Annotated in this window: 16 protein-coding genes and 1 pseudogene; all 17 read left to right on the top strand. The window is 40.3% G+C overall.

All coding sequences use genetic code 11. The features are described from left to right. Positions 1-79 precede the first annotated feature (79 nt). The 17 genes and pseudogenes from K0H80_RS06995 (at position 80) to K0H80_RS07075 (ending at position 20,116) form a co-directional block, all read left to right on the top strand. A complete protein-coding gene (locus K0H80_RS06995) occupies positions 80-319 on the top strand; it encodes an acyl carrier protein (protein WP_220073525.1) in 240 nt (79 codons plus the stop codon). Beyond that, on the top strand, positions 264-1,658 hold the full coding sequence (locus tag K0H80_RS07000; protein WP_220073526.1) for an AMP-binding protein: 1,395 nt from the start codon (positions 264-266) through the stop codon (positions 1,656-1,658). Before K0H80_RS06995 ends, K0H80_RS07000 begins: the two co-directional genes overlap by 56 nt. Then, entirely contained in the window at positions 1,658-2,380 is a 723-nt protein-coding gene (locus tag K0H80_RS07005) for an SDR family NAD(P)-dependent oxidoreductase (protein ID WP_220073527.1), read from the top strand. Before K0H80_RS07000 ends, K0H80_RS07005 begins: the two co-directional genes overlap by 1 nt. A gap of 14 nt (positions 2,381-2,394) precedes the next feature. After that, positions 2,395-2,973 carry an acyltransferase gene (locus K0H80_RS07010; protein ID WP_220073528.1) on the top strand — a complete coding sequence of 193 codons (579 nt, stop codon included), beginning with the start codon at positions 2,395-2,397 and terminating at the stop codon, positions 2,971-2,973. A 724-nt stretch (positions 2,974-3,697) separates the two neighbouring features. Further along, complete coding sequence (locus tag K0H80_RS07015) at positions 3,698-5,188, top strand: oligosaccharide flippase family protein (RefSeq protein WP_220073529.1); 1,491 nt, start codon at positions 3,698-3,700, stop codon at positions 5,186-5,188. A gap of 104 nt (positions 5,189-5,292) precedes the next feature. Then, the gene (locus K0H80_RS07020; protein WP_220073530.1) at positions 5,293-6,423 is read left to right on the top strand and encodes a TDP-N-acetylfucosamine:lipid II N-acetylfucosaminyltransferase family protein; all 1,131 of its coding nucleotides are present in this window, start codon (positions 5,293-5,295) and stop codon (positions 6,421-6,423) included. Positions 6,424-6,497: 74 nt separating this feature from the next. Next, positions 6,498-7,721 (top strand): hypothetical protein, encoded by a 1,224-nt coding sequence (locus K0H80_RS07025; RefSeq protein ID WP_220073531.1) that lies wholly within the window; start codon positions 6,498-6,500, stop codon positions 7,719-7,721. Continuing rightward, positions 7,718-8,845, top strand: a complete 1,128-nt coding sequence (locus K0H80_RS07030) for a glycosyltransferase family 4 protein (RefSeq protein WP_220073532.1) — start codon at positions 7,718-7,720, stop codon at positions 8,843-8,845. Before K0H80_RS07025 ends, K0H80_RS07030 begins: the two co-directional genes overlap by 4 nt. Beyond that, positions 8,842-10,737 (top strand): acyltransferase family protein, encoded by a 1,896-nt coding sequence (locus K0H80_RS07035; RefSeq protein WP_220073533.1) that lies wholly within the window; start codon positions 8,842-8,844, stop codon positions 10,735-10,737. Before K0H80_RS07030 ends, K0H80_RS07035 begins: the two co-directional genes overlap by 4 nt. A 49-nt stretch (positions 10,738-10,786) precedes the next feature. Next, positions 10,787-11,599 carry a glycosyltransferase gene (locus K0H80_RS07040; protein WP_220073534.1) on the top strand — a complete coding sequence of 271 codons (813 nt, stop codon included), beginning with the start codon at positions 10,787-10,789 and terminating at the stop codon, positions 11,597-11,599. A gap of 29 nt (positions 11,600-11,628) precedes the next feature. Then, on the top strand, positions 11,629-12,630 hold the full coding sequence (locus K0H80_RS07045) for a sugar transferase (RefSeq protein WP_220073535.1): 1,002 nt from the start codon (positions 11,629-11,631) through the stop codon (positions 12,628-12,630). Positions 12,631-12,636: 6 nt separating this feature from the next. Continuing rightward, complete coding sequence (gene galU, locus K0H80_RS07050) at positions 12,637-13,521, top strand: UTP--glucose-1-phosphate uridylyltransferase GalU (protein ID WP_220073536.1); 885 nt, start codon at positions 12,637-12,639, stop codon at positions 13,519-13,521. 113 nt (positions 13,522-13,634) lie between these two features. Further along, a pseudogene (rfbA, locus tag K0H80_RS07055) lies at positions 13,635-14,530 on the top strand (glucose-1-phosphate thymidylyltransferase RfbA). Between the two features lie 181 nt (positions 14,531-14,711). Then, complete coding sequence (locus tag K0H80_RS07060; protein ID WP_220073537.1) at positions 14,712-15,455, top strand: phosphatase; 744 nt, start codon at positions 14,712-14,714, stop codon at positions 15,453-15,455. Positions 15,456-15,846: 391 nt separating this feature from the next. Further along, a complete protein-coding gene (gene cysD / locus K0H80_RS07065; RefSeq protein ID WP_220073538.1) occupies positions 15,847-16,752 on the top strand; it encodes a sulfate adenylyltransferase subunit CysD in 906 nt (301 codons plus the stop codon). 65 nt (positions 16,753-16,817) lie between these two features. Continuing rightward, positions 16,818-18,227 carry a sulfate adenylyltransferase subunit CysN gene (cysN, locus tag K0H80_RS07070; protein ID WP_220073539.1) on the top strand — a complete coding sequence of 470 codons (1,410 nt, stop codon included), beginning with the start codon at positions 16,818-16,820 and terminating at the stop codon, positions 18,225-18,227. Positions 18,228-18,388: 161 nt separating this feature from the next. Next, a complete protein-coding gene (locus K0H80_RS07075) occupies positions 18,389-20,116 on the top strand; it encodes an SLC13 family permease (protein WP_220073540.1) in 1,728 nt (575 codons plus the stop codon). Positions 20,117-20,129 lie beyond the last annotated feature (13 nt).

Here is a 20,129-nt window from a genome sequence, read left to right on the forward strand (position 1 = left end):
CGGTAATTTTTTCTGCTTTTTGATAAATGACTTGTTTTTATTTAGTTAATTTTAGTGCGTATTAGTTAAGGGGGAATGTGTGAGAAGTGTTATTTTAGATAAATTTAATGAAGCTTTGGAGCAAATAGATTCAGAGCAACGTTATTCCGATATCGATAATGATCAGGTTTTACTTGAAACTGGATTGAATTCTTTAGGGTTTGCAATTTTAGTTGCTTTACTTGAAGAGGAGTTAGACTTTGACCCTTTTCAAGAAATGGAAGATGCAGTATATCCAACAACGTTTGGTGAGTTTGTTTCTATTTATGAAAAACGTTAAACCCATGAGTCGACTAATTAACTATCTAAAAAGAGTCCCAGAGGATAGAAAATTTCTCGTATTCAGAGAAAAAAGCTATACATTTGGCGAGTTGGTTAAACTTTGCGATGATTTTAGTCTTGAGTATCCATACCTAAGTGGTAAGAACTGCGCCTTAATTTCAGCAGATCGTGAATCTTTGGCTCTGTTTTTACCTGTTATTGATAGTGTGTGTCAAAGTTTACTGTTACAACCTTTTGAGGTCGATGTGGCGCACCTCGAGTTTTATCAGGCTGCAGATATCGATTATGTTATACGATTGTCTCGCTTTGAAATTGAAAGTGTCATTTCGACCAAGATAGAAAGTAACGCAAGTATAATAAGAGGTAAAAATTATCTAATACCTACGTCTGGAACGACTGGTAGTCCCAAATTAGCGAGTTATACCTTGGAGGCACTAGTCTCTACTGCCAAGAAGGATGTCGATCGTGGCCAGAATTTTATCTGGGGTTTAACATATGACGTTAATAGGTTTGCAGGTTTGCAGGTTTATATACAATCTATTGCTTCCGGTTCCGTTCTTGTTGTGCCGCCTTTTTCATTAAGTACTGCAGAACTAGTGAGCTTCTTTTCGGAAGAGTCGGTTAACTCATTGTCTGCTACGCCGTCATTTTGGCGAAAAATACTTATGGACCCCTCACATACAAAGCTCTGTTTTAATAGAATAACATTAGGTGGAGAGATTGCTAATCAGAGCATTCTCAACGCACTTTCTCAAAGTTTTCCTTCGTCTGAAATAGTGCATATTTACGCTTCTACAGAGGCAGGAGTAGGCTTCACGGTGAAAGACCGAAGAGAAGGCTTTCCTGAGAGCTATTTAGGTAGTAATTCTCACATTAAATGTAAGTTAAAAATAGAAAACGGCATTTTGTGGATCAAGAGCCTTAACGGATGTACAAAGTTACTTAAGGGGAATCTAGAGCTCGATAGTGGTGGCTTTGTTAATACTGGGGATATGGTTAAGTTGTGTGATGGGCGGGTGTACTTCTTAGGGAGATACAGTGGAGCTATCAATGTTGGTGGCAACAAAGTAATGCCTGAAAAAGTTGAATCCATTTTAGAGAAACACTCATTAATCTTAATGGCTAAAGTTTTTCCTAAAAAAAGCCCTGTTTTGGGGGCTTTGGTCGCATGTGAAATTGTTTTAGTCGAAAACCTAGAAAATATTCCGCTCAAAGTGTTAAAGAAAGAAATTGTGGCGTACTGTCGTTCAAAATTGGAAGCATTTGAGGTACCTGCTCTATTGAAAGTAGTAGATGCTATCCAAACAAACAGTACAGGGAAGAAGGTTAGAAGTTAATGAAAAATATAATAGTTACAGGTTGTGCTAAAGGCTTGGGTTTGGAAATTTCTAAGATGCTTGCTGAAGCCGGGTATAATGTCATTGGTGTAAGTCGAAGTTTATCTGATGACTATGCTTCTTTGCAGTCAGCAAAACCATCTAATGTAATATTTTACGAGTACGATTTTTCTAATGTTAAGGGAATTTCTGCTTTAGTAAAATTGATAACAAAAGAGCACGGGCGCATTTTTGGATTGGTAAATAATGCCGCTATAGGTAACGATGGTGTTTTGGCGACCATGCATGAAAGTGAAATATCACAATTGCTAAAGGTTAACGTTGAGGCTCCAATATTACTTTCTAAGTATGTTTCTCGTTCTATGTTACTTAATAAAGAAGGGAGAATAGTTAATGTTGGCTCAATTATTGGTACAACTGGATTCAATGGTTTGAGTGTTTACGGTGCAACTAAATCAGCTCTAGCAGGTTTTACGAAATCCCTAGCTCGTGAGTTAGGTAAGCATCAGATCACGGTAAATACTCTTGCACCAGGATATATGGAAACATCCATGACTAATGGACTAGTTGGAGAAAAACTAGATAAAATTAAAAGGCGAAGCTGTATAGGACGGCTGGCTAAAACTAAAGATGCCGCAGCTATGACAGTCTTCCTCTTGTCTGACGTTGCTTCTGGTATTACAGGCGCTACCTTTACTGTTGATGCTGGTAGTACAGCTTAATAGAGGGATTAGAAATGGCCTTTTTAACAAGAAACGAAATTGAAGAGTTAGGTTTCAAAAAAGTTGGTGAAAATATCCTTATTTCTGATAAGGCGAGTATTTATAACGCAAGAAACATTACTTTAGGTTCAAATGTAAGGGTAGATGATTTTTGTATATTATCTGCCGGAAAGTCAGGAATAGAAATAGGTAACTTTGTACACATTGGTGCATATTCAAGTTTGTTGGGAGCGGAAAAAATAACCTTAGAAGATTTTGTTGGAGTATCATTAAAAGTCTCTATTTTTTCTTCATCAGACGACTTTATGGGTTACGGAATGAGCAATCCGACTGTTCCCGATAAATATAAAAAGGTTAAATCTTTACCTGTTTTGTTGAAAAAACACTCATTGGTTGGGGCTCACTCCGTATTGTTGCCTGGTGCTATACTAGGAAATGGAGTGGCACTTGGCACTATGAGCGTAGCTTCTTCAGAATTAGAAGACTGGAATTTTTATACTGGGCACCCAATTAAAAAAATCGTTAGGCGTTCGAAAAAACTTTTAGATAAGGAACTGGAGTTAATAGAAGAGTTTGCTAAAGTTTCACTATGACAAATATTGCAACGTATCCTTATTAAATGAGAGCTTGTGTTGGGAATAGTCTCGGAATTTTTAAACTATAAATTGCTTCGGTTAAAATGTTGTATGGCAATTAGCTGAAAGTTTTGGAGCTATATCAATAGTAGTTGATATTTAAATTTATATGTTTGTGGACCCTCAGCTTGCTAGTCATTTTATGGGACAAGTTTATGAGGCAAGTTTATGAGGGTTGCTATGGATATAATTCTTATTGTTATCTTAGGTGTAATGTTGCTGAGGCCTGCTTATTCGGTTTGCCTAATGTTTAATTTTTTAGGCTTTAATATTTTTACTTTGTGATATAAAGATATTTAACGTGTAATGTATCTTACATCGCTATATGTCACGTTGCTTTTTAGTGGAGAAATTAAACAGTAATTCAACGCCTTAATGTGATTTGGTTTTATGCCATGGTAGCATCTGTAATTTTTGGTAGTGGGCCATATTATAAGTCCCCCCAGCAGTCAATGTCGTTCTATTGCCTGACATGTTTGTAAATTGTACTGTTTTAAATTCTATTCCATTTTTAACACGAGACATAATGTTTCATAGATTGCGCTGTAAATCTTGAAGTTAAATTAAGGTGTAATTATAAGTAACGTAAATTTGAATGAGAGATATTAGTTTGTTTATTTAGCTAATGTCTATCCTGTATTATTAGTGTGGAAATGATTACTTGTCTTTTAAGAAAAATTTGATGTCCAATTATTTAAGTCAGATCTATGTGGCTTTGATTGGTATATTACTCCTGCCTTTATATGTTAAATATATGGGTACCGAAGCATACGGACTTGTTGGATTTTATTCGATGTTACAGGCTTGGTTTAGCCTGCTAGATATGGGGTTAACACCTACTATTGGAAGAGAAACTGCTCGTTATAATGGGGGGGCTGTTTCATCGCTGGCATATAGACAGTTATATAGGGCGTTAAGCGTACTCTTTGCATTGATAGCTGTTTTTGGTGGGGGGGCAATATTCTTATTTTCAGGGCCGATAGCTTCTAAGTGGTTGAATGTGGCTGAACTATCGCTAGATGACGTTATTATAACTATTCAGATTATTTCTATCATAGTATCCCTTAGATGGATGTCTGGCTTATACAAGGGAGTAATAACTGGATTTGAAAAGTTAGTGTTTCTAAGCGCTTTTAATGCTAGCTTTGCGACATTTCGTTTTGTATTTGTATTTATTAGTATGTGGTTTTTCGGTTATACTCCAATCGTATTTTTTGTTCATCAACTAATAGTCGCTATTCTCGAGCAAACTTTTTTGTTTTCTAAAACCCGCGAGTTATTGCCTGTAAAAAGTCTATTGAAAAATAATATAGGGTGGTCTATATCGCCGATTAAGCCTGTATTAAAGTTCTCCATTACAATTGCTTTAACGGCATCTATATGGGTGTTTGTTACTCAGACTGATAAGTTGATTTTATCAGGGATTTTATCTTTAGCAGACTATGGATATTTTTCTTTGGCTGTTCTTGTTGCTAATGGAATTGTTATTATTAGCGGTCCTGTAAGCAGCGCTATTTTACCTCGCTTGTCTAAGTTACATGCCGAAAATAATCGTAGTGAATTTCTTAGTGTTTACAGAAAATCAACGCAATTGGTTTCAGTTGTCACCGGTTCTGTTGCGGTTACTTTAATTATATCTGCACGCCCACTTTTAATTGCTTGGACTGGTGATATAGAGTTGGCTGAAAAGTCTGCACAAATCTTAAGGTTATATTCTGCTGGAAATTTATTTCTAAGTTTGTCGGCTTTCGCTTATTATTTGCAGTATGCAAAAGGGAACCTTAAATATCATTTGATCGGAAATATATTGCTAGTGGTAATCCTTATTCCTAGCGTAATACATATTGCCTCGCTATACGGTGCAATAGGCGCTGGGTATGTATGGTTTTTTGTTAATTTCTTTTACTTTTCTTTGTGGGTTAGTTATATACATTATAAGCTTGAGCCAAACTTATTTAGAAAGTGGCTTGGTAAAGATATTTTAACAATATTAATTCCCACTTTAGGGATGTCTCTTTCTATGTTTTTCTTGATTAATCGTTTTTTTGGGGAGTCTGAAGACCGACTTAGTAATTTCATTTTTGTATTCGTTATAGCTTTATTTAGCATGTTTACCGCTGTGTTTTTTTCAGGCAAGTTTAGGCAAGTCATTAAATCAAAGTTATTTCGTTAATGCTAGGTAGGAAAATAAGTTATTTTCATTCCTTAGGTGAATAGCCTGCTTGTAATAGTTTTTAAGCGCAATCATGAAGTAAGTTGGATGTTAGGGGATAATTGTTGATAAAAAATAATTTAAAAGTCTTACATTTAGCTGTCGATGAAAAGTTTATTGATATGGGGCTAGAAAGTTTTGACCAAGTTGGACTTGAAAATGACCTCATTGTATTTTCAGACCAAAAACTTAAATATATTAAAAGAAGTAATGTTAAATTGATGTCTCGTAAAGAGCTGTCTAGTATCAATTTAAAAAATATAATCGCGCAGTATAAGGTTGTTATTCTACACTCTCTTTTCTCATTTTCCATAAATTTTCCACGGCATGTAACGGTAGTATGGATAGGTTTTGGGTATGATTATTATGATCTAATCTTACCTTTCCACAAAACACTTCTTCCAAAAACAAAAAAACATCTATTGTCAAAGTTTAAGCTTATTCCTTTTTTGAAGAGTTTTTTTTATATTCTGAATTTTAGACTAAATGGTAATGTTAAGAGGGTGATTAATCGGGTCGATTACTTTTGTCCGGTACTATTTGAAGAGTATGAGTTGATTACGTCTAATTATAAACAGTTCAATCCTAAGTTTTTAGACTGGAACTATGGAAATTTAGAAGATACGCTTGTAAAGGGGTTGATGGATAGGAGAGTTAATGGAACTAATATAATGATTGGTAACAGCGCTTCCGCAACGAACAATCATTTTGATATTGTTGAAAAGATTTCCAAAAGGAACTTGGGTAATAATAAAGTAATAATGCCTTTAAGTTATGGCGATCGTAATTATGCTTCTTGTGTTAAAAATTTGTGCGTCAAAAGGTTTGGAAATAAATTTGTACCACTCGAAAGCTTTCTTCCTATTGATGATTACATTGAAATACAGTGTTCATGTTCGATTGTAATCATGAACCATGTGAGGCAGCAAGCATTGGGAAATATTATTACCGCCTTGTACTTAGGGGCTAAAGTGTTTTTAATGGAGTCCAACCCAATATTCGAGTATTTAAAGAGAAATGGATTAATATTATTTTCTATTTCGGAACTTGAAGAGCATGATTTAGAAAGTATCTTATCTGGTGAAAAGATGGAAATCAATCGAATGGCTTTGAGACGAATGTGGTCTCGAGATATCATGCGAAATAAAACAAAATGTTTATCTGAATACTTTCAAGGCAGTACTTTAGGTAGCTGAAGGGTAGCTTAATGAGATTCGTGTTGATATTTCTTATTTTTACAATTTTATTATTTTGTTTGTACAGGGTTTATTTGCTAAGAAAGAATACATTTTGTTTAGAGTCATTTTTTATTTGTGTTTTTTCATTTTTTTATTTAGTAGTGCCAATTCTGTATCTGTTTTCATTTCAAGAGTTAAAGGAAAATAGCTATAATTTTTGGGTTGTTAAGACAGAACTTAGTTTTGAGTCTATGTTCTGGGTTTTTTTTATATATTTATTGTCTACGATATCATTATTTTCAGGGCTATATCTTGGTAAAAAAGTGGTTGTTCGTGTTGGTGATTTTTCGGATAGAAAAAAAAGCATCTTCTTTTATTTTTTGATTTTCGTTTCTCTTTTTTCATCACTTATCACTTTAGTTTATATTTATAAAGTTGGTGGTGTTGTTCCAGCTATTGTTAACGCGAACTTATATCGTGCACATGGCGTGATGGAACCTCCCGTTGGGCAGTGGAGTAAGTTTCAGCCATATATATTGTATACCTCATTGTTGTTGATGTGTTACAAAAGCCGAATCAAGTACTTGTTTGTGGTAGTAGCTGTTGTTTATTTGTTTATTGAAGCTAGTCGTGCAAATTTTGGAATGTATTTTATTGTTTTATATTTGCTTTACTTAAATGAGAACCATAAATTCTCTTTTAAAAAATTACTTTTGCCTGCAATCTTTGTTTTTTTATTGGCTTTTCTTGGTAATTCTATCACTAATTTTATAGAAACAGGTGAGTGGTCACTTTATTCCAGTGCTTATTACGGAGCTATTTCTCAGTTTTCTCCGACTTTTTCTAATGTTCTTAATATAAAAGAATACACTGAACAAATGGGTTTTGGTTTTTTTTATGACTTAACAAGTATATTTCCGCAGACCGCATTTGGTATTCCCAAAACAGTAAAAACATGGGAGTTGCTTACAGTTTATTATCTTGGTGGTTTTTATACAGTTGGTATTCCGATTGATTTGTTTTCTTATGGATTTTCTCAGTTTTCATTTTTCGGTTCTTTTGCATTACCATTTTCATATGGCGTGCTGCTAGGTTTGGGGATTAAATATTTGAAAGCCATTAGATTTAAATCTGGTGACTTTAAATTGGCCTATGGGATAGAGCTGATAATGTGCCTTTTTGCTTTGTCTATTTTAAATTGGGCAAGCCTTGATAGCACTGTTTTTTATGGAACAAGTAAATATTGGCTATTGTTACTGGTTTTTTATCTTGTATCTAAGCTTAGATTAGGTGATTTTAAAGGGGCATCTCATTGAAAGTACTACATGTAAATTTTGTGCCAGAGCAATTATTAGGCGTAAAAAGAAAGATATATGGTCAGATTGAAGCGTTAAGGGCTAATGGACATACTGTTGTTGTAGGCCAGTATAATAACGAGGGCTATTCTTTTGGAGAAGAACAAATTTTCAGTTTGCGTACTAAAAATCGTTTTTTTAGGAAGCTACTGGAAGTTTTTATTATGCTTAGATTGTTGAGGAAAATAAATTTCGATTTTGACTATATTTACATTAGGTATATGAGGTTAACCCCTTGGTTTTTTATGTTCTTGAGGGCGCTAGGTAATAAAGGTGCTAGGGTAATCATTGAGGTTCCCACTTATCCATATGATAAAGAATATCGTAAGGACGGCCTATATTATTCTGATATCTTTTTTAGGAGATATTTACATAAATATGTACTTGGTGTTACTTATGTTGGTGCTAAATTTCAGAGCGTATGGGGGATGCCGGCTTTAGACATTCATAATGGAATCGATATTGAAAATTTAAAACTGTCGAATGCAAATAGAAAAAGTAAAGGGGCTGATAAGGATGTCAATTTCATTGGCGTGGCCAATCTATCTGATTGGCATGGTTACGATAGATTTATTATGTCAATGTCCATTTTAGACCGTAAAGTTCTAGCAAGGGTTAAATTTCATATAGTAGGTGACGGTGAAGTATTAGGTTATCTGCAAGGTTTGGTTCAGGCGTTAAATTTGACTGAAAATGTTATTTTTTACGGGAATCGGTCAGGCGAGGACTTAGATTCTATATTTGAATATTGCCAAATAGGTGTTGCAAGCTTAGGGCTTTATCGCATAGGGCATGAGTTCATAACACCTTTGAAACCAGCGGAATATACCGCGAGGGGATTACCGTTTATACTTGCTAATGCTGATGAAAGATTTTTTGACGTAAGTTTCAAATACCAAATCGAAAATAATGGCTCTAATTTCAACATTAAGGATATTTTGGATTGGTATTACAGCTTGAATTGCGATCCTTGTTATTTGCGAGATTACGCTATCGAACATCTTTCTTGGGAAAATCAAATGAAAAAAATTGATGATTTCTACAATCACCTTATTACAGAAGTTCCCTTTGGAGATAACAAATGAACTTTAGAGGTGATATAAATGGACTTAGAGCTATTGCGGTCTTAGGTGTTTTATTGTTTCACTTTTACCCCTCCATACTTCCCGGAGGGTTTGCTGGTGTAGATGTATTTTTTGTTATTTCAGGTTATTTGATGACTAGAATTATCTTTCAGGGAATGGAAAGTAATTCATTCAATCTTTTAGATTTTTACTATAGACGAGCCCAAAGAATTTATCCTGCCTTAATTTTTTTGTGCTTTATACTTATTGTTTTTGGTTGGTTTTTTATTACACCACTTGATTATAAAGCTGTAAGTAAACATGTTGTTTCAAGTTTGATGTTTCTATCTAACGTCGTTTACTGGCGAGAGTCAGGGTATTTCGATATCGCCTCTCATGAAAAATGGCTTTTACACACTTGGTCTTTATCTGTGGAGTGGCAATTCTATCTTATCTACCCAGTTATTTTGTTGATTTTGAGAGAGTACTTTAGTTTTGTTGCTTTAAAAAGATTTATTGTCATCGGTTTTTTAATTGGCTATTTACTCTCTGTGGTATCGAGCTTCTACTGGCCGTCACCGTCATTTTATTTATTACCAACAAGAGCCTGGGAGATGCTCCTTGGTGGTTTAGCTTTCTTGTTTCAATTTAAATTTGGTTCTGTTTTAAAAAGATTTTTGCTAATATTTGGCTTAGGTATTATATTTATTAGTTATTTATTTCTGTCTGAGGATGTTGTTTGGCCGGGTTATTGGGCTATTATTCCAGCAGTTGGTGCATATTTTATTATTTTATCGAACGTTTCGGGAAGCTTTTTATGTAGCAATAGGTTTTTGCAAAGTATAGGGAAGTGGTCTTATTCTATTTATTTGTGGCATTGGCCAGTAGTCGTGCTTGTTTATTATTATTCTTTATCTGACGGCTTGGCTTTATGTTTATTTTTGGTGTCTATATTTTTGGGATTTTTAAGTTTTACCTACATTGAGAAGGTAAAGCCTGAGGGGGGCGGGCATCTATCAAAAGTGAAAGCTTCTTTTATCAGTTTTTTTGCAGTAGTTATAGTGTCTGCAGGAATTTATTGGACAGATGGAGTAGTGGAACACTACCCTGATGAAGTTATAAAAGCTGAGTTCGAGTCCGTTAATTCTAATTCTTATCATTGTATGAATGATAAGTTTTTGCCGTGTATTGTTGGTAATGCTAACAATGTTAAAGCGGTTGTTGTTGGTGATAGTCATGCTGAAGCTTTGTTCACTTCAATATCATCGTCGTTAGATCTTTCTCACGAAGGCATCGTTGTTTTGTCTAAGTCAAGTTGTCCTTTTGTTTTGAATTTGAATAAAGTTGGCGATTACTCTTGCTTTAACGTAAATGAGAAGAGGTTGAAGTATTTAATTGAAAATTACTATGGAGTGCCAGTTTTTTGGATTGCAAGGACTGGATCATATTTCTATGGCCAAACTAACCCTAAACGAATTCGGAATGACATTGATAGAGGTCCATCAATATTCTTTACGCAAGAGAACATTGATTCAGATTTGCTAACCGAGTTTAAAGAAAATTTTAATCTTACAATTTCAAAGGTATCGGAGAAGCATCCTGTTCATATCGTTTTGCCTGTGCCTGAAATGAATAAAAACGTACCTAAAGAGTTATCTAGAAGTTTACTTTTAGGCATACCTCAAGAAATGTCTGTGGATGTGGTTGCTTACCACCAGAGAAATATGAGAGTAATTAATATTCTCAAGGATGTTGCTCAAATGAATTCTGCTAGTACTTTATCCCCCAGTGAATATCTGTGTGGTCAGGTTTGTATTGCTGTTCTCGATGGACGTCCTTTATATTCAGATGGTGATCATATGAGTGAGTATGGAAATAAGTTGCTTACTCCAATGTTTGAAAGTGCTTTTTAATTCCGATGATGATTAGTCTGTCGTTTTAATAGATTTTGAGGTATGAGTTTTGAAATTTACGGTTTTAATGTCGATATATAATAAAGAAACCCCAGAGCATTTGTCTCAGTGTTTAAATAGTATCTTTAATCAAACGATACAGCCTTCAGAAATTATTATAGTTGAAGATGGCCCACTAAATGATGGTTTATATGATGAATTGACTAAATGGGAGTCTAAGCTACCGATAACTCGAGTTGCTTTACAAAAAAATAGTGGTTTGGGTGTTGCTCTTAATGTTGGATTATCTCATTGTTCTTTCAAACTTGTAGCGAGAATGGATACGGATGATATTTGTTTACCAGACCGATTTGAAAAGCAGTTGAATGTATTTGATAATCAAGATGTAGACGTATGCGGTTCTTGGATTTCAGAGTTTGAAAATGAACCTGATTTAATCACAGCCATTAGAACATTGCCTGAGTCTCATAAAGATTTATCATCATATTCGAAATTTAAAAACCCAATTAATCACCCTTCGGTTATGTTCAGATTAGACAAGATTGTTAACGTTGGGGGATACGAAGACGTTCGCTTTTTTGAAGATTACTATCTTTGGCTTAAACTTCTTGATAGTGGTTCTAAATTCTATAATATACAAGAGCCACTAGTTAATATGCGTGCGGGAGTTAGCCAGCTTACAAGGCGAAGTGGATTATCGTACGCCAGAGACGAATATAAATTTCTTTATAAATCTTGGAATAAAGGTTTTTTTACGTTTTTTCAATTCTCTAAATGTTGTATTTTTAGAGTGCCGGCTAGAGTTTTACCAAAAAACATTTTGGCAAAAATTTATTTGCTTAATAGAAATACAGCGTTTTAGTATTCGGTTTTTGATAAGTTAGGTGATCAATGTTTAATTCCAATCGGGTAGAAAATCATGAGGTGAACACTATTCACCATGATATTAAAAAGAAAGCTTATGTTAGTAGGTTTAAATCTAAATCTCAAGTGTTAAAGCAATCAGTTATATATGTTTATTGTCCTGATGATCTAGTGCTAGAGGTTGGGTCAATTATTGATGATTATTCTTTTGATATAATTATTAACGATTATTCAATTGATGAAATTCATTCTAAAGTCATTTGCCATTTCGAAAGTTCAAGGTTAAATGATGAACAAAAAATGTTTCTTGTTACTGCTACAGAGCAGGGGGCTTGGGTAGAACCTTTAGTTAGTTATTTAGATTCTAGATTTGGTTACACAGAAGTAAAGTTGCTAAAGACGGGATACTTTTTACATCAGAAGGCTTTTTCTATTCTATCAACAAAGAGAACACAGTTATCTAAACGTTTCGTAGATATTACAGCATCTCTAATTCTAGCTCTTGTCTGCTTTCCTATATTCATAATTACAGCATTTGCAATTAAAGTCGAAAGCCCCGGACCAATTTTTTTTCGTCAAAAAAGAACAGGTCAATATAATGTCGAGTTCGATGTAATCAAGTTTAGGTCAATGGTTACCGATGCCGAACTTAATGGTGCTCAATGGGCTTCTAAGAATGATTCAAGAGTAACTAAAGTTGGTAAGTTTATTCGCAAGACTCGGATAGATGAATTGCCACAAATTATCAACATTTTGAAGGGCGACATGTCGATTATCGGGCCGAGACCAGAAAGAGAAGTATTCATTGAAAGGTTAGAGAAGGAAATTCCATATTATAGATTCCGCCATGCAGTTAAGCCAGGTGTGACAGGCCTTGCCCAAGTTTCTTACCCATATGGTGCTTCAATTGAAGATTCTGTGTGGAAGCACAAATATGACATTTATTACATTAAACATCATTCATCAATACTTGATATGAAGATTTTGTTAAAGACTATAAAAGTAGTTTTATTTGGTATGGGACGATAATTTTTTATGAAAGTTGTTATCCCTGTAGCAGGGCTCGGTACCCGAATGCTTCCAGCGACCAAGGCTATCCCTAAAGAGATGCTACCGCTTGTTGATAAACCGCTTATTCAATACATTGTGAATGAGTGCGTTGCAGCCGGTGTGAAAGAGATTGTGTTGGTAACGCATGCCAGTAAAAATGCTATCGAAAACCACTTTGATACCTCCTATGAGCTTGAGTCGACGCTAGAGAAGCGTGTAAAGCGTCAGCTGCTTGATGAGGTGCAATCAATTTGCCCTAAAGACGTGACTATTATGCATGTACGTCAGGGTGAGGCTAAGGGACTTGGCCATGCAGTGCTATGCGCTAAACCTTGTATAGGCAACAATCCGTTCGCAGTTGTATTGCCAGATGTGATCTTAGATGAGTACAGTGCCGATCAAAGTTCAGAAAACCTGGCTGCGATGATCAAACATTATAAAGCGACTCAAGCTAGTCAGATCATGGTAGCGCCAGTGGCTCTAGATGAAGTAAACAAGTATGGGATTGCCGATTGTGGCGGAGTAGATATCGCACCTGGTGAATCATCAGTCATTAAGGCTATGGTAGAAAAGCCAGCCATCAATGAAGCCCCATCTGATCTTGCTGTTGTGGGTCGTTACGTTTTGTCAGAAAAAATCTGGGATTTACTCGCTAGAACACCCGCTGGAGCAGGGGATGAGATCCAACTGACAGATGCAATTGACATGCTGATCGAATCTGACATCGTTGAAGCCTTTAATATGACGGGTAAGTCTCATGATTGCGGCGACAAGCTCGGTTATATGATGGCTTTTGTTGAATATGGCCTACGTAATGAAAAGCTTGGTAAGGAGTTTCGTCAGCAGTTAGAGAACTTGCTAGCAGAATAACCTTGCCCCGAAATTAAATGCCCACTTTGGCTTGCTGAAGTGGGCATTTTTCATTTCAGGGTAATGTATTATCTATTGAGAGCTTTAAGCTAACACCGAATGATAGGAATATTGTGAAAGGTACTCTATTAGCCGGTGGTACTGGAACTCGGTTGTATCCCATCACACGCGGCGTATCTAAGCAGCTGGTGTCTGTGTATGGCTAGCCAATGACCTATTATCCGCTCTCTGTTCTTATGCTGGCGGGGGGCCGCGATATTTTGATCATTACGACCCTGACGAACAGATGTTGTTTCAGCGCTTACTCGGCGATGGCAGCGATTTTGGTATTTCGCTTTCCTATCGAGTACAACCAAAGGCTGAAGGGATCTCACAGGCTTTTATCATTGCAGAGGAGTTTATTGGTACCGACAGCGTGTGTTTAGTACTGGGAGATAATGTTTTTTATGGGCAGGGGTTCAGTCTCACGCTGAAACAGACTGTAGCTGATCTCAGCAATGCAGATTCGGTAGGAGCGACTATCTTTGCCTATCAAGTCGAACAAGCAGAAAGATTTGGCGTGGTGGAGTTTGATGCTGATTTCAGCCCCTTGGCAATCGATGAAAAGCCAGCTTTACCAAAATCTAACTGGGCGGTAATCGGACTCTATTTTTACGACAATCAAGTCATCGACATCGCTAAAGGATTAACGCCCTCAAAACGTGGTGAGCTTGAAATTACTGAAATTAATCAATCCTATTTAAAGCGCGGGCAGCTAAAGGTCGAATTACTGGGACGTGATTTTGCTTGGCTTGATATCGGTACCTTCGACAGTCTGCAGCAGGCTTCATCTTTTGTTCAAACCATAGAAATAGTGCTGGGCTTAAAAGTTGCTTGTCTTGAAGCGATAGCCTAGCGTAATCGCTGGCTAACTAGTGACGATATCCTTCGTCTTGCTAAACCTATGCTGAACAATAGTTATGGACGCTATTTGCTCTCTTTGATAAGCGATACAGAGTCTGTGACATAGTAAGAAGAGTGAAAGCGCAGGTATCTAGGTATAAAGAGGTTCAGGTGTTGAGCAATGAATAGAGTCGACTAACGGATTTTAAACTGCGAGCTGTGTTATGGAGAAGTTGGGTTTAAATAAGTAGACTAGGAACGCTGTAACAGTTCTTCTCTTGCTAGGTCACTTACTAACGGAATCGCCGATGAAGTTTCTTGTTGATGTTCATGCCCATACCATAGCTTCTACTCATTCCTATAGCACGGTTCATGATTATCTGGCTGTGGCGAAAGAGAAGGGGATTAAGCTGTTTGCCATTACTGATCATGGGCCCGATATGGCTGACGCGCCGCACTTTTGGCATTTCGTCAACATGCGAGTATTGCCTCGAATTGTCGATGGTGTTGGTGTGCTGAGAGGCATAGAAGCCAATATCAAGAATGAGAATGGCGATATTGATTTCTTCGGCGATTATCTGCAGACGCTGGATATCGTGTTGGCTGGTTTTCATGAGCCTGTTTTTCCGCCATCGACTGAAGCCATTCATACTAAGGCATTGGTTAACTGCATTGAAAGTGGCAATGTGGATATCATCAGTCATCCGGGCAATCCTGCCTATCCAATCGACATCAAACGCGTGGCAGAGGCCGCAGCGGCTCACAATGTAGCGCTTGAGATAAATAACTCCTCATTTTTGACCTCGCGACAAGGTAGCTTGAAAAACTGTACGGCAATTGCCCGTGCTGTTAAAGAGGCTGGAGGTTATTTGGTCTTGGGGTCTGATTCACACGTTGCCTTCAGTCTAGGGGGCTTTGACAAAGCGATTGAGTTAATTCAAGAGGTTGAATTCCCTATTGAGCGGATCTTGAATCGCAGTCCCAAAGCGCTGCTAGAGTTCTTAACGGCAAGAGGCCACAAAGGGCTGGATGAGTATGCGAGCATTTTTTAAGGGGCGATGTTTTAATCATGAGGAAAAGTCTCGAATGAGTAAAACAGCAGTTGAACGATTACTTATGTGTAAATGAGGCTGCTGACCCTCGACCCTCGACCCTCGACCCTCGACCCTCGACCCTCGACCCTCGACCCTCGACCCCATGCCTTAATTTCCAATCTCCAAACATCTCAACTTCTATTCCATCTTCTCTTCGATTACTTGTTATTTCTTTTTGGTATAAATAAATTAATATTTATAACTTCTAAAACGACTCCGTGCTGGTATTATCCTGTTTAGGCCGATTTTTGGTTAACCACGCTTAGATTTTATGTTGAATGAAATGTAGAGTAGGTTGGCATCTTGGTTAATAGCAAATTGATAACATTGGAATAAAACGGAAAGCCATATGTCTACACAGCAAACCCATCTTAAACAACTCGAGGCTGAATCGATTCAGATCATGCGTGAAGTTGCCGCAGAGTTTGAAAATCCCGTGATGCTCTATTCCGTTGGTAAAGACTCTTCTGTGTTGCTGCATCTGGCGCGCAAGGCATTTTATCCTGGCAAAATTCCGTTTCCTTTATTGCATGTCGATACCAACTGGAAGTTCCGCGAGATGATCGAGTTTCGCGATCGCATGGCCAAACAATATGGTTTCGATCTTATCGTACATAAGAATCCCCGTGGCCTTGAGATGAACATCTCGCCCTTTACCCATGGCAGTGCCAAACATACGGATATCATGAAGACTGAGGGCCTTAAGCAGGCGCTGGACATGCATGGTTTCGATGCCGCCTTTGGTGGTGCCCGCCGCGACGAAGAGAAGTCCCGCGCCAAGGAGCGCGTCTACTCGTTCCGCGACAGCAAGCATCGCTGGGATCCTAAGAATCAGCGCCCCGAGCTGTGGAACATCTATAACGGTAAGGTCGATAAGGGCGAGAGTATCCGGGTGTTCCCGCTGTCTAACTGGACCGAACTGGATATCTGGCAATATATCTATCTGGAAAATATCGAGATCCCATCGCTGTATCTCGCCGAGCCTCGCCCGGTTGTGAAGCGTGATGGCACCTTGATCATGGTCGACGATGATCGTATGGAGCTTGAGCCAGGTGAAACCGTAGAGCAGAAGATGGTGCGTTTCAGAACCTTGGGCTGTTATCCGCTCACCGGCGCCGTCGAATCTCAGGCGACAACCCTGCCAGAAATTATCCAGGAGATGTTGTTGTGTACTACCTCAGAGCGTCAGGGACGGGTGATCGATAACGACTCCGCCGGCTCGATGGAAAAGAAGAAGATGGAAGGCTACTTCTAACTTAAGGCATCGCATTGAAGGCCCATTGGCCAAGTACGCAGCAGATAACGAATACGAGAAATACCATGACGACTGAAAACACATTATTGCAGACCGACATCGAAGGTTACCTAAAGCTTCACGAAAACAAAGATATGTTGCGCATCTTGACCTGTGGCAGCGTGGACGATGGTAAGTCGACCCTGATAGGCCGCTTGTTGTTCGATAGCAAGATGATCTTCGAAGATCAGATGGCGGCTATCGAGAAAGATTCCAAGCGTTTCAACACCACAGATCAGGCCTTTGACTTGGCGCTACTGGTCGACGGTCTGCAGTCTGAGCGCGAGCAGGGGATCACTATCGATGTGGCCTACCGCTATTTCGCCACCGAGCAGCGTAAATTTATCATCGCCGACACCCCTGGCCACGAGCAGTACACCCGCAACATGGCTACGGGTGCCTCGACTTCCGATCTGGCGATTATCCTGATCGACGCCCGTCACGGGGTGCAGGTACAGACACGTCGTCACAGCTACATCTGCTCACAGCTTGGAATTAAGCATGTGATCATCGCCATCAACAAGATGGATGCGGTCGGCTACGACCAAGGGATCTATCAGGGGATCAAGAAGGCGTATCGCGAGTTTGCCAAAGATCTTGCCTTTACCGACGTGCGCTTCGTGCCGATCTCGGCGCTCAAGGGCGATAACGTGGTGAACGAGAGCGAGAACATGACATGGTATCCAGGCTCGACGCTTATCAAGCTACTCAACACAGTTTCTGTCGAGCAGGACAGGAGCGAATCCTTCCGCTTTCAGGTGCAATATGTCAATCGTCCAAACCTCGACTTCAGAGGTTTCTGCGGCACAGTGGCATCTGGCGAGATCCGTGTCGGCGACACCATTGCAGCCTTACCATCAGGCAAAGAGAGCCGTATCAAGTCAATCGTGACCTTCGATGGCGAGCTCGAGAAAGCTGTAGCAGGACAGGCGGTGACCTTAACGCTCACCGATGAGATAGACGTCAGCCGCGGCGACATGTTGGTGCGCCCCCACGATAAGCCGAACTCGACCACGCATTTCGAGGCCGACGTGGTGTGGATGACCGAAGAGCCCCTGTGTGTCGACAGAGAATATGCGCTTAAGCTTGGCAGCAAGGCGGTATACGGCTATGCCGATGCCATCAACTACAAGGTGGATATCAACCATCTGACCCAGCACAGCACCCAGCAACTGGCCCTGAATGAGATGGGCAACTGTCACTTCTCGGTTACTGAGCCTGTGCAGTTTGATGCCTATGAAGATAACCGTGCCACCGGTGCCTTCATCATCATCGACAGGCTCACCAATGTGACTGTGGGCGCGGGTATGATCCGCAAGGCGATCGACGCTGGCAAGGGCAAGCAACGTGAGATCTCGGCCTTCGAGCTGGAGATGAACGCCTTAGTGCGTAAGCATTTCCCTCACTGGGGTGTGAAGGATATTTCCAAGGCCTAATTACCTATATCTTAGTGGCAGATATTAGTGACAGATATCAGTCACCGATATCAGTTATGGACAGTTGAGGCCAAGGGCTAGCACTAAGTAAGGTGTTTAGTATCGTTTTGATGGCAAACACCGACCTGCGACAGTTAGCCTGAGGCTTAAGAAAGCAAACTATGACATTTAACGCTTATCTCACCATCGCCATCTTCCTCGCGACCATCGTGGGGTTGGTGCGTTTCCAAAACCGGCCGGCGCTGGTGTTTGGCGTGACCTTGTTGGTGCTGGTGGCGTTTAATCTGGTGACCAAGGAGCAACTGCTCTCCAGCATGTCTAATCCTGGTCTGGTGACCTTGGTACTGCTGATCCTCTGCTCCTTTGCATTGGAGAAGACCCGGCTGCTGCGGGTCATCGCCGCCAAAGTGATCGTTAGCGGCTACCGTACCACCTGGCTACGTCTGTACGCCATGACGGCACTGAGCTCGGCTCTGCTCAACAATACCGCCGTGGTGGCAACCCTGTTGTCGCCCATTCGCAATAACCCGCACCATGTGGCGAGTAAGTTATTACTCCCCCTGTCTTATGCGGCGATACTGGGCGGTACCCTGACCCTGGTGGGCACCTCGACCAACCTTATCGTCAACAGTATGGTGATTGATGCCTCAGGTCAGTCGCTCTCTTTCTTCTCTTTTACGGCCATCGGCGCCTTGCTGGTGCTGGGCTGTGGTCTGGTGCTGCGTATCGCCTCAAGATGGCTGCCGGATATCGCCCACCAGGAGACCTGCTCCAAGGGCTACTTTATCGATGCCAAGGTAGTGGCGGGCTCCGAGCTGATTGGTCGTTCGGTGGAAGACAACGGCCTGAGACACCTCGAATCCTTGTTCCTGGTCGAGGTGGTGCGTAATGGCCGCCTCATCAGCCCGGTGACGCCCACCGAGGTGCTGCAGCAGGATGACAGGCTGATCTTCAGCGGCGACATTGCCAAGGTGATGCAGCTTAGTCAGTTCTCTGGCCTTGAGATGTTTGCCGAAAAAAATGGCCTGCTCGACAGCAACCTCACCGAAGTGGTGGTAAAGCAAGAGAGCGTGCTGGTGGGTAAGACCATGAAGAAGGCAGGCTTTCGCGCCCTTTTTGACGCCGCCGCCGTGGCCATTCGCCGTGACGGCGAAGAGATCTCGGGTAAGCTCGGTGAGGTGCAGATCAAGGCGGGCGACTTCTTAGTGCTGGCCGTCGGTAAGGACTTCCTTACCCGCCACAACATCAGCAAGAACTTTATCGTCATCAGTGGCGTTGAGCCCGAGACCCGTAACAACGGCAAGAAGGCCTGGATCTCTATCGGCGGCTTCGTCTTGACACTGGTGCTCGCCGCCACAGGCGTGGTGGAGATGCTCCAAGGGATGTTGCTGCTGCTGGGCGTGTTGATCTTCACCCAGTGCCTCAACGTCAACGAAGTGGTGCGCCGCTTCCCGGTGGATATCTGGCTGGTGGTGGCCTCGGCCATCTTGCTCTCCCATGCCCTGGTCAACAGCGGTGTGGCCGAGCTGGTGGCCAGCTGGGTAGAGGGGACGGCGGAGAAAGAACATCTGATGCTGGCGTTATTGCTGGTTTATCTCGCCACCTGGCTGATGACAGAGCTTATCACTAATAACGCGGCGGCGGCGCTGATGTTCCCTATCGCCTACAGCATAGCACTGGGCTTCGGGGTGGATTTCTTACCCTTCGTGATGACGGTGGCTTTTGCCGCCAGCGGCAGCTTCATCAGCCCCTATGGTTATCAGACCAACCTTATGGTGTATAACGCCGGTCGCTATCGCCTGATGGATTTTGTTAAGGTAGGCGTGCCCGTGAGCCTGACCTATGGGGCCATAGTTCTACTGACAGTGCCCTTGTTTTTCCCGTTTTAGACGAGGGGCGAGA

It is taken from the genome of Shewanella aegiceratis, from assembly GCF_019457495.1.
GTDB classification, from domain to species: Bacteria; Pseudomonadota; Gammaproteobacteria; order Enterobacterales; family Shewanellaceae; genus Shewanella; species Shewanella loihica.

Excerpts from the sequence above, each read along its gene's own strand:
- K0H80_RS07015 (WP_220073529.1), top strand. The coding sequence starts at position 3,698 with ATGTCCAATTATTTAAGTCAGATCTATGTGGCTTTGATTGGTATATTA.
- K0H80_RS07045 (WP_220073535.1), top strand. The coding sequence starts at position 11,629 with ATGTTTAATTCCAATCGGGTAGAAAATCATGAGGTGAACACTATTCAC.
- cysD (WP_220073538.1), top strand. The coding sequence starts at position 15,847 with ATGTCTACACAGCAAACCCATCTTAAACAACTCGAGGCTGAATCGATT.
- K0H80_RS07005 (WP_220073527.1), top strand. The coding sequence starts at position 1,658 with ATGAAAAATATAATAGTTACAGGTTGTGCTAAAGGCTTGGGTTTGGAA.
- K0H80_RS07060 (WP_220073537.1), top strand. The coding sequence starts at position 14,712 with ATGAAGTTTCTTGTTGATGTTCATGCCCATACCATAGCTTCTACTCAT.
- K0H80_RS07010 (WP_220073528.1), top strand. The coding sequence starts at position 2,395 with ATGGCCTTTTTAACAAGAAACGAAATTGAAGAGTTAGGTTTCAAAAAA.
- cysN (WP_220073539.1), top strand. The coding sequence starts at position 16,818 with ATGACGACTGAAAACACATTATTGCAGACCGACATCGAAGGTTACCTA.
- K0H80_RS07035 (WP_220073533.1), top strand. The coding sequence starts at position 8,842 with ATGAACTTTAGAGGTGATATAAATGGACTTAGAGCTATTGCGGTCTTA.
- galU (WP_220073536.1), top strand. The coding sequence starts at position 12,637 with ATGAAAGTTGTTATCCCTGTAGCAGGGCTCGGTACCCGAATGCTTCCA.
- K0H80_RS07000 (WP_220073526.1), top strand. The coding sequence starts at position 264 with ATGCAGTATATCCAACAACGTTTGGTGAGTTTGTTTCTATTTATGAAA.
- K0H80_RS07075 (WP_220073540.1), top strand. The coding sequence starts at position 18,389 with ATGACATTTAACGCTTATCTCACCATCGCCATCTTCCTCGCGACCATC.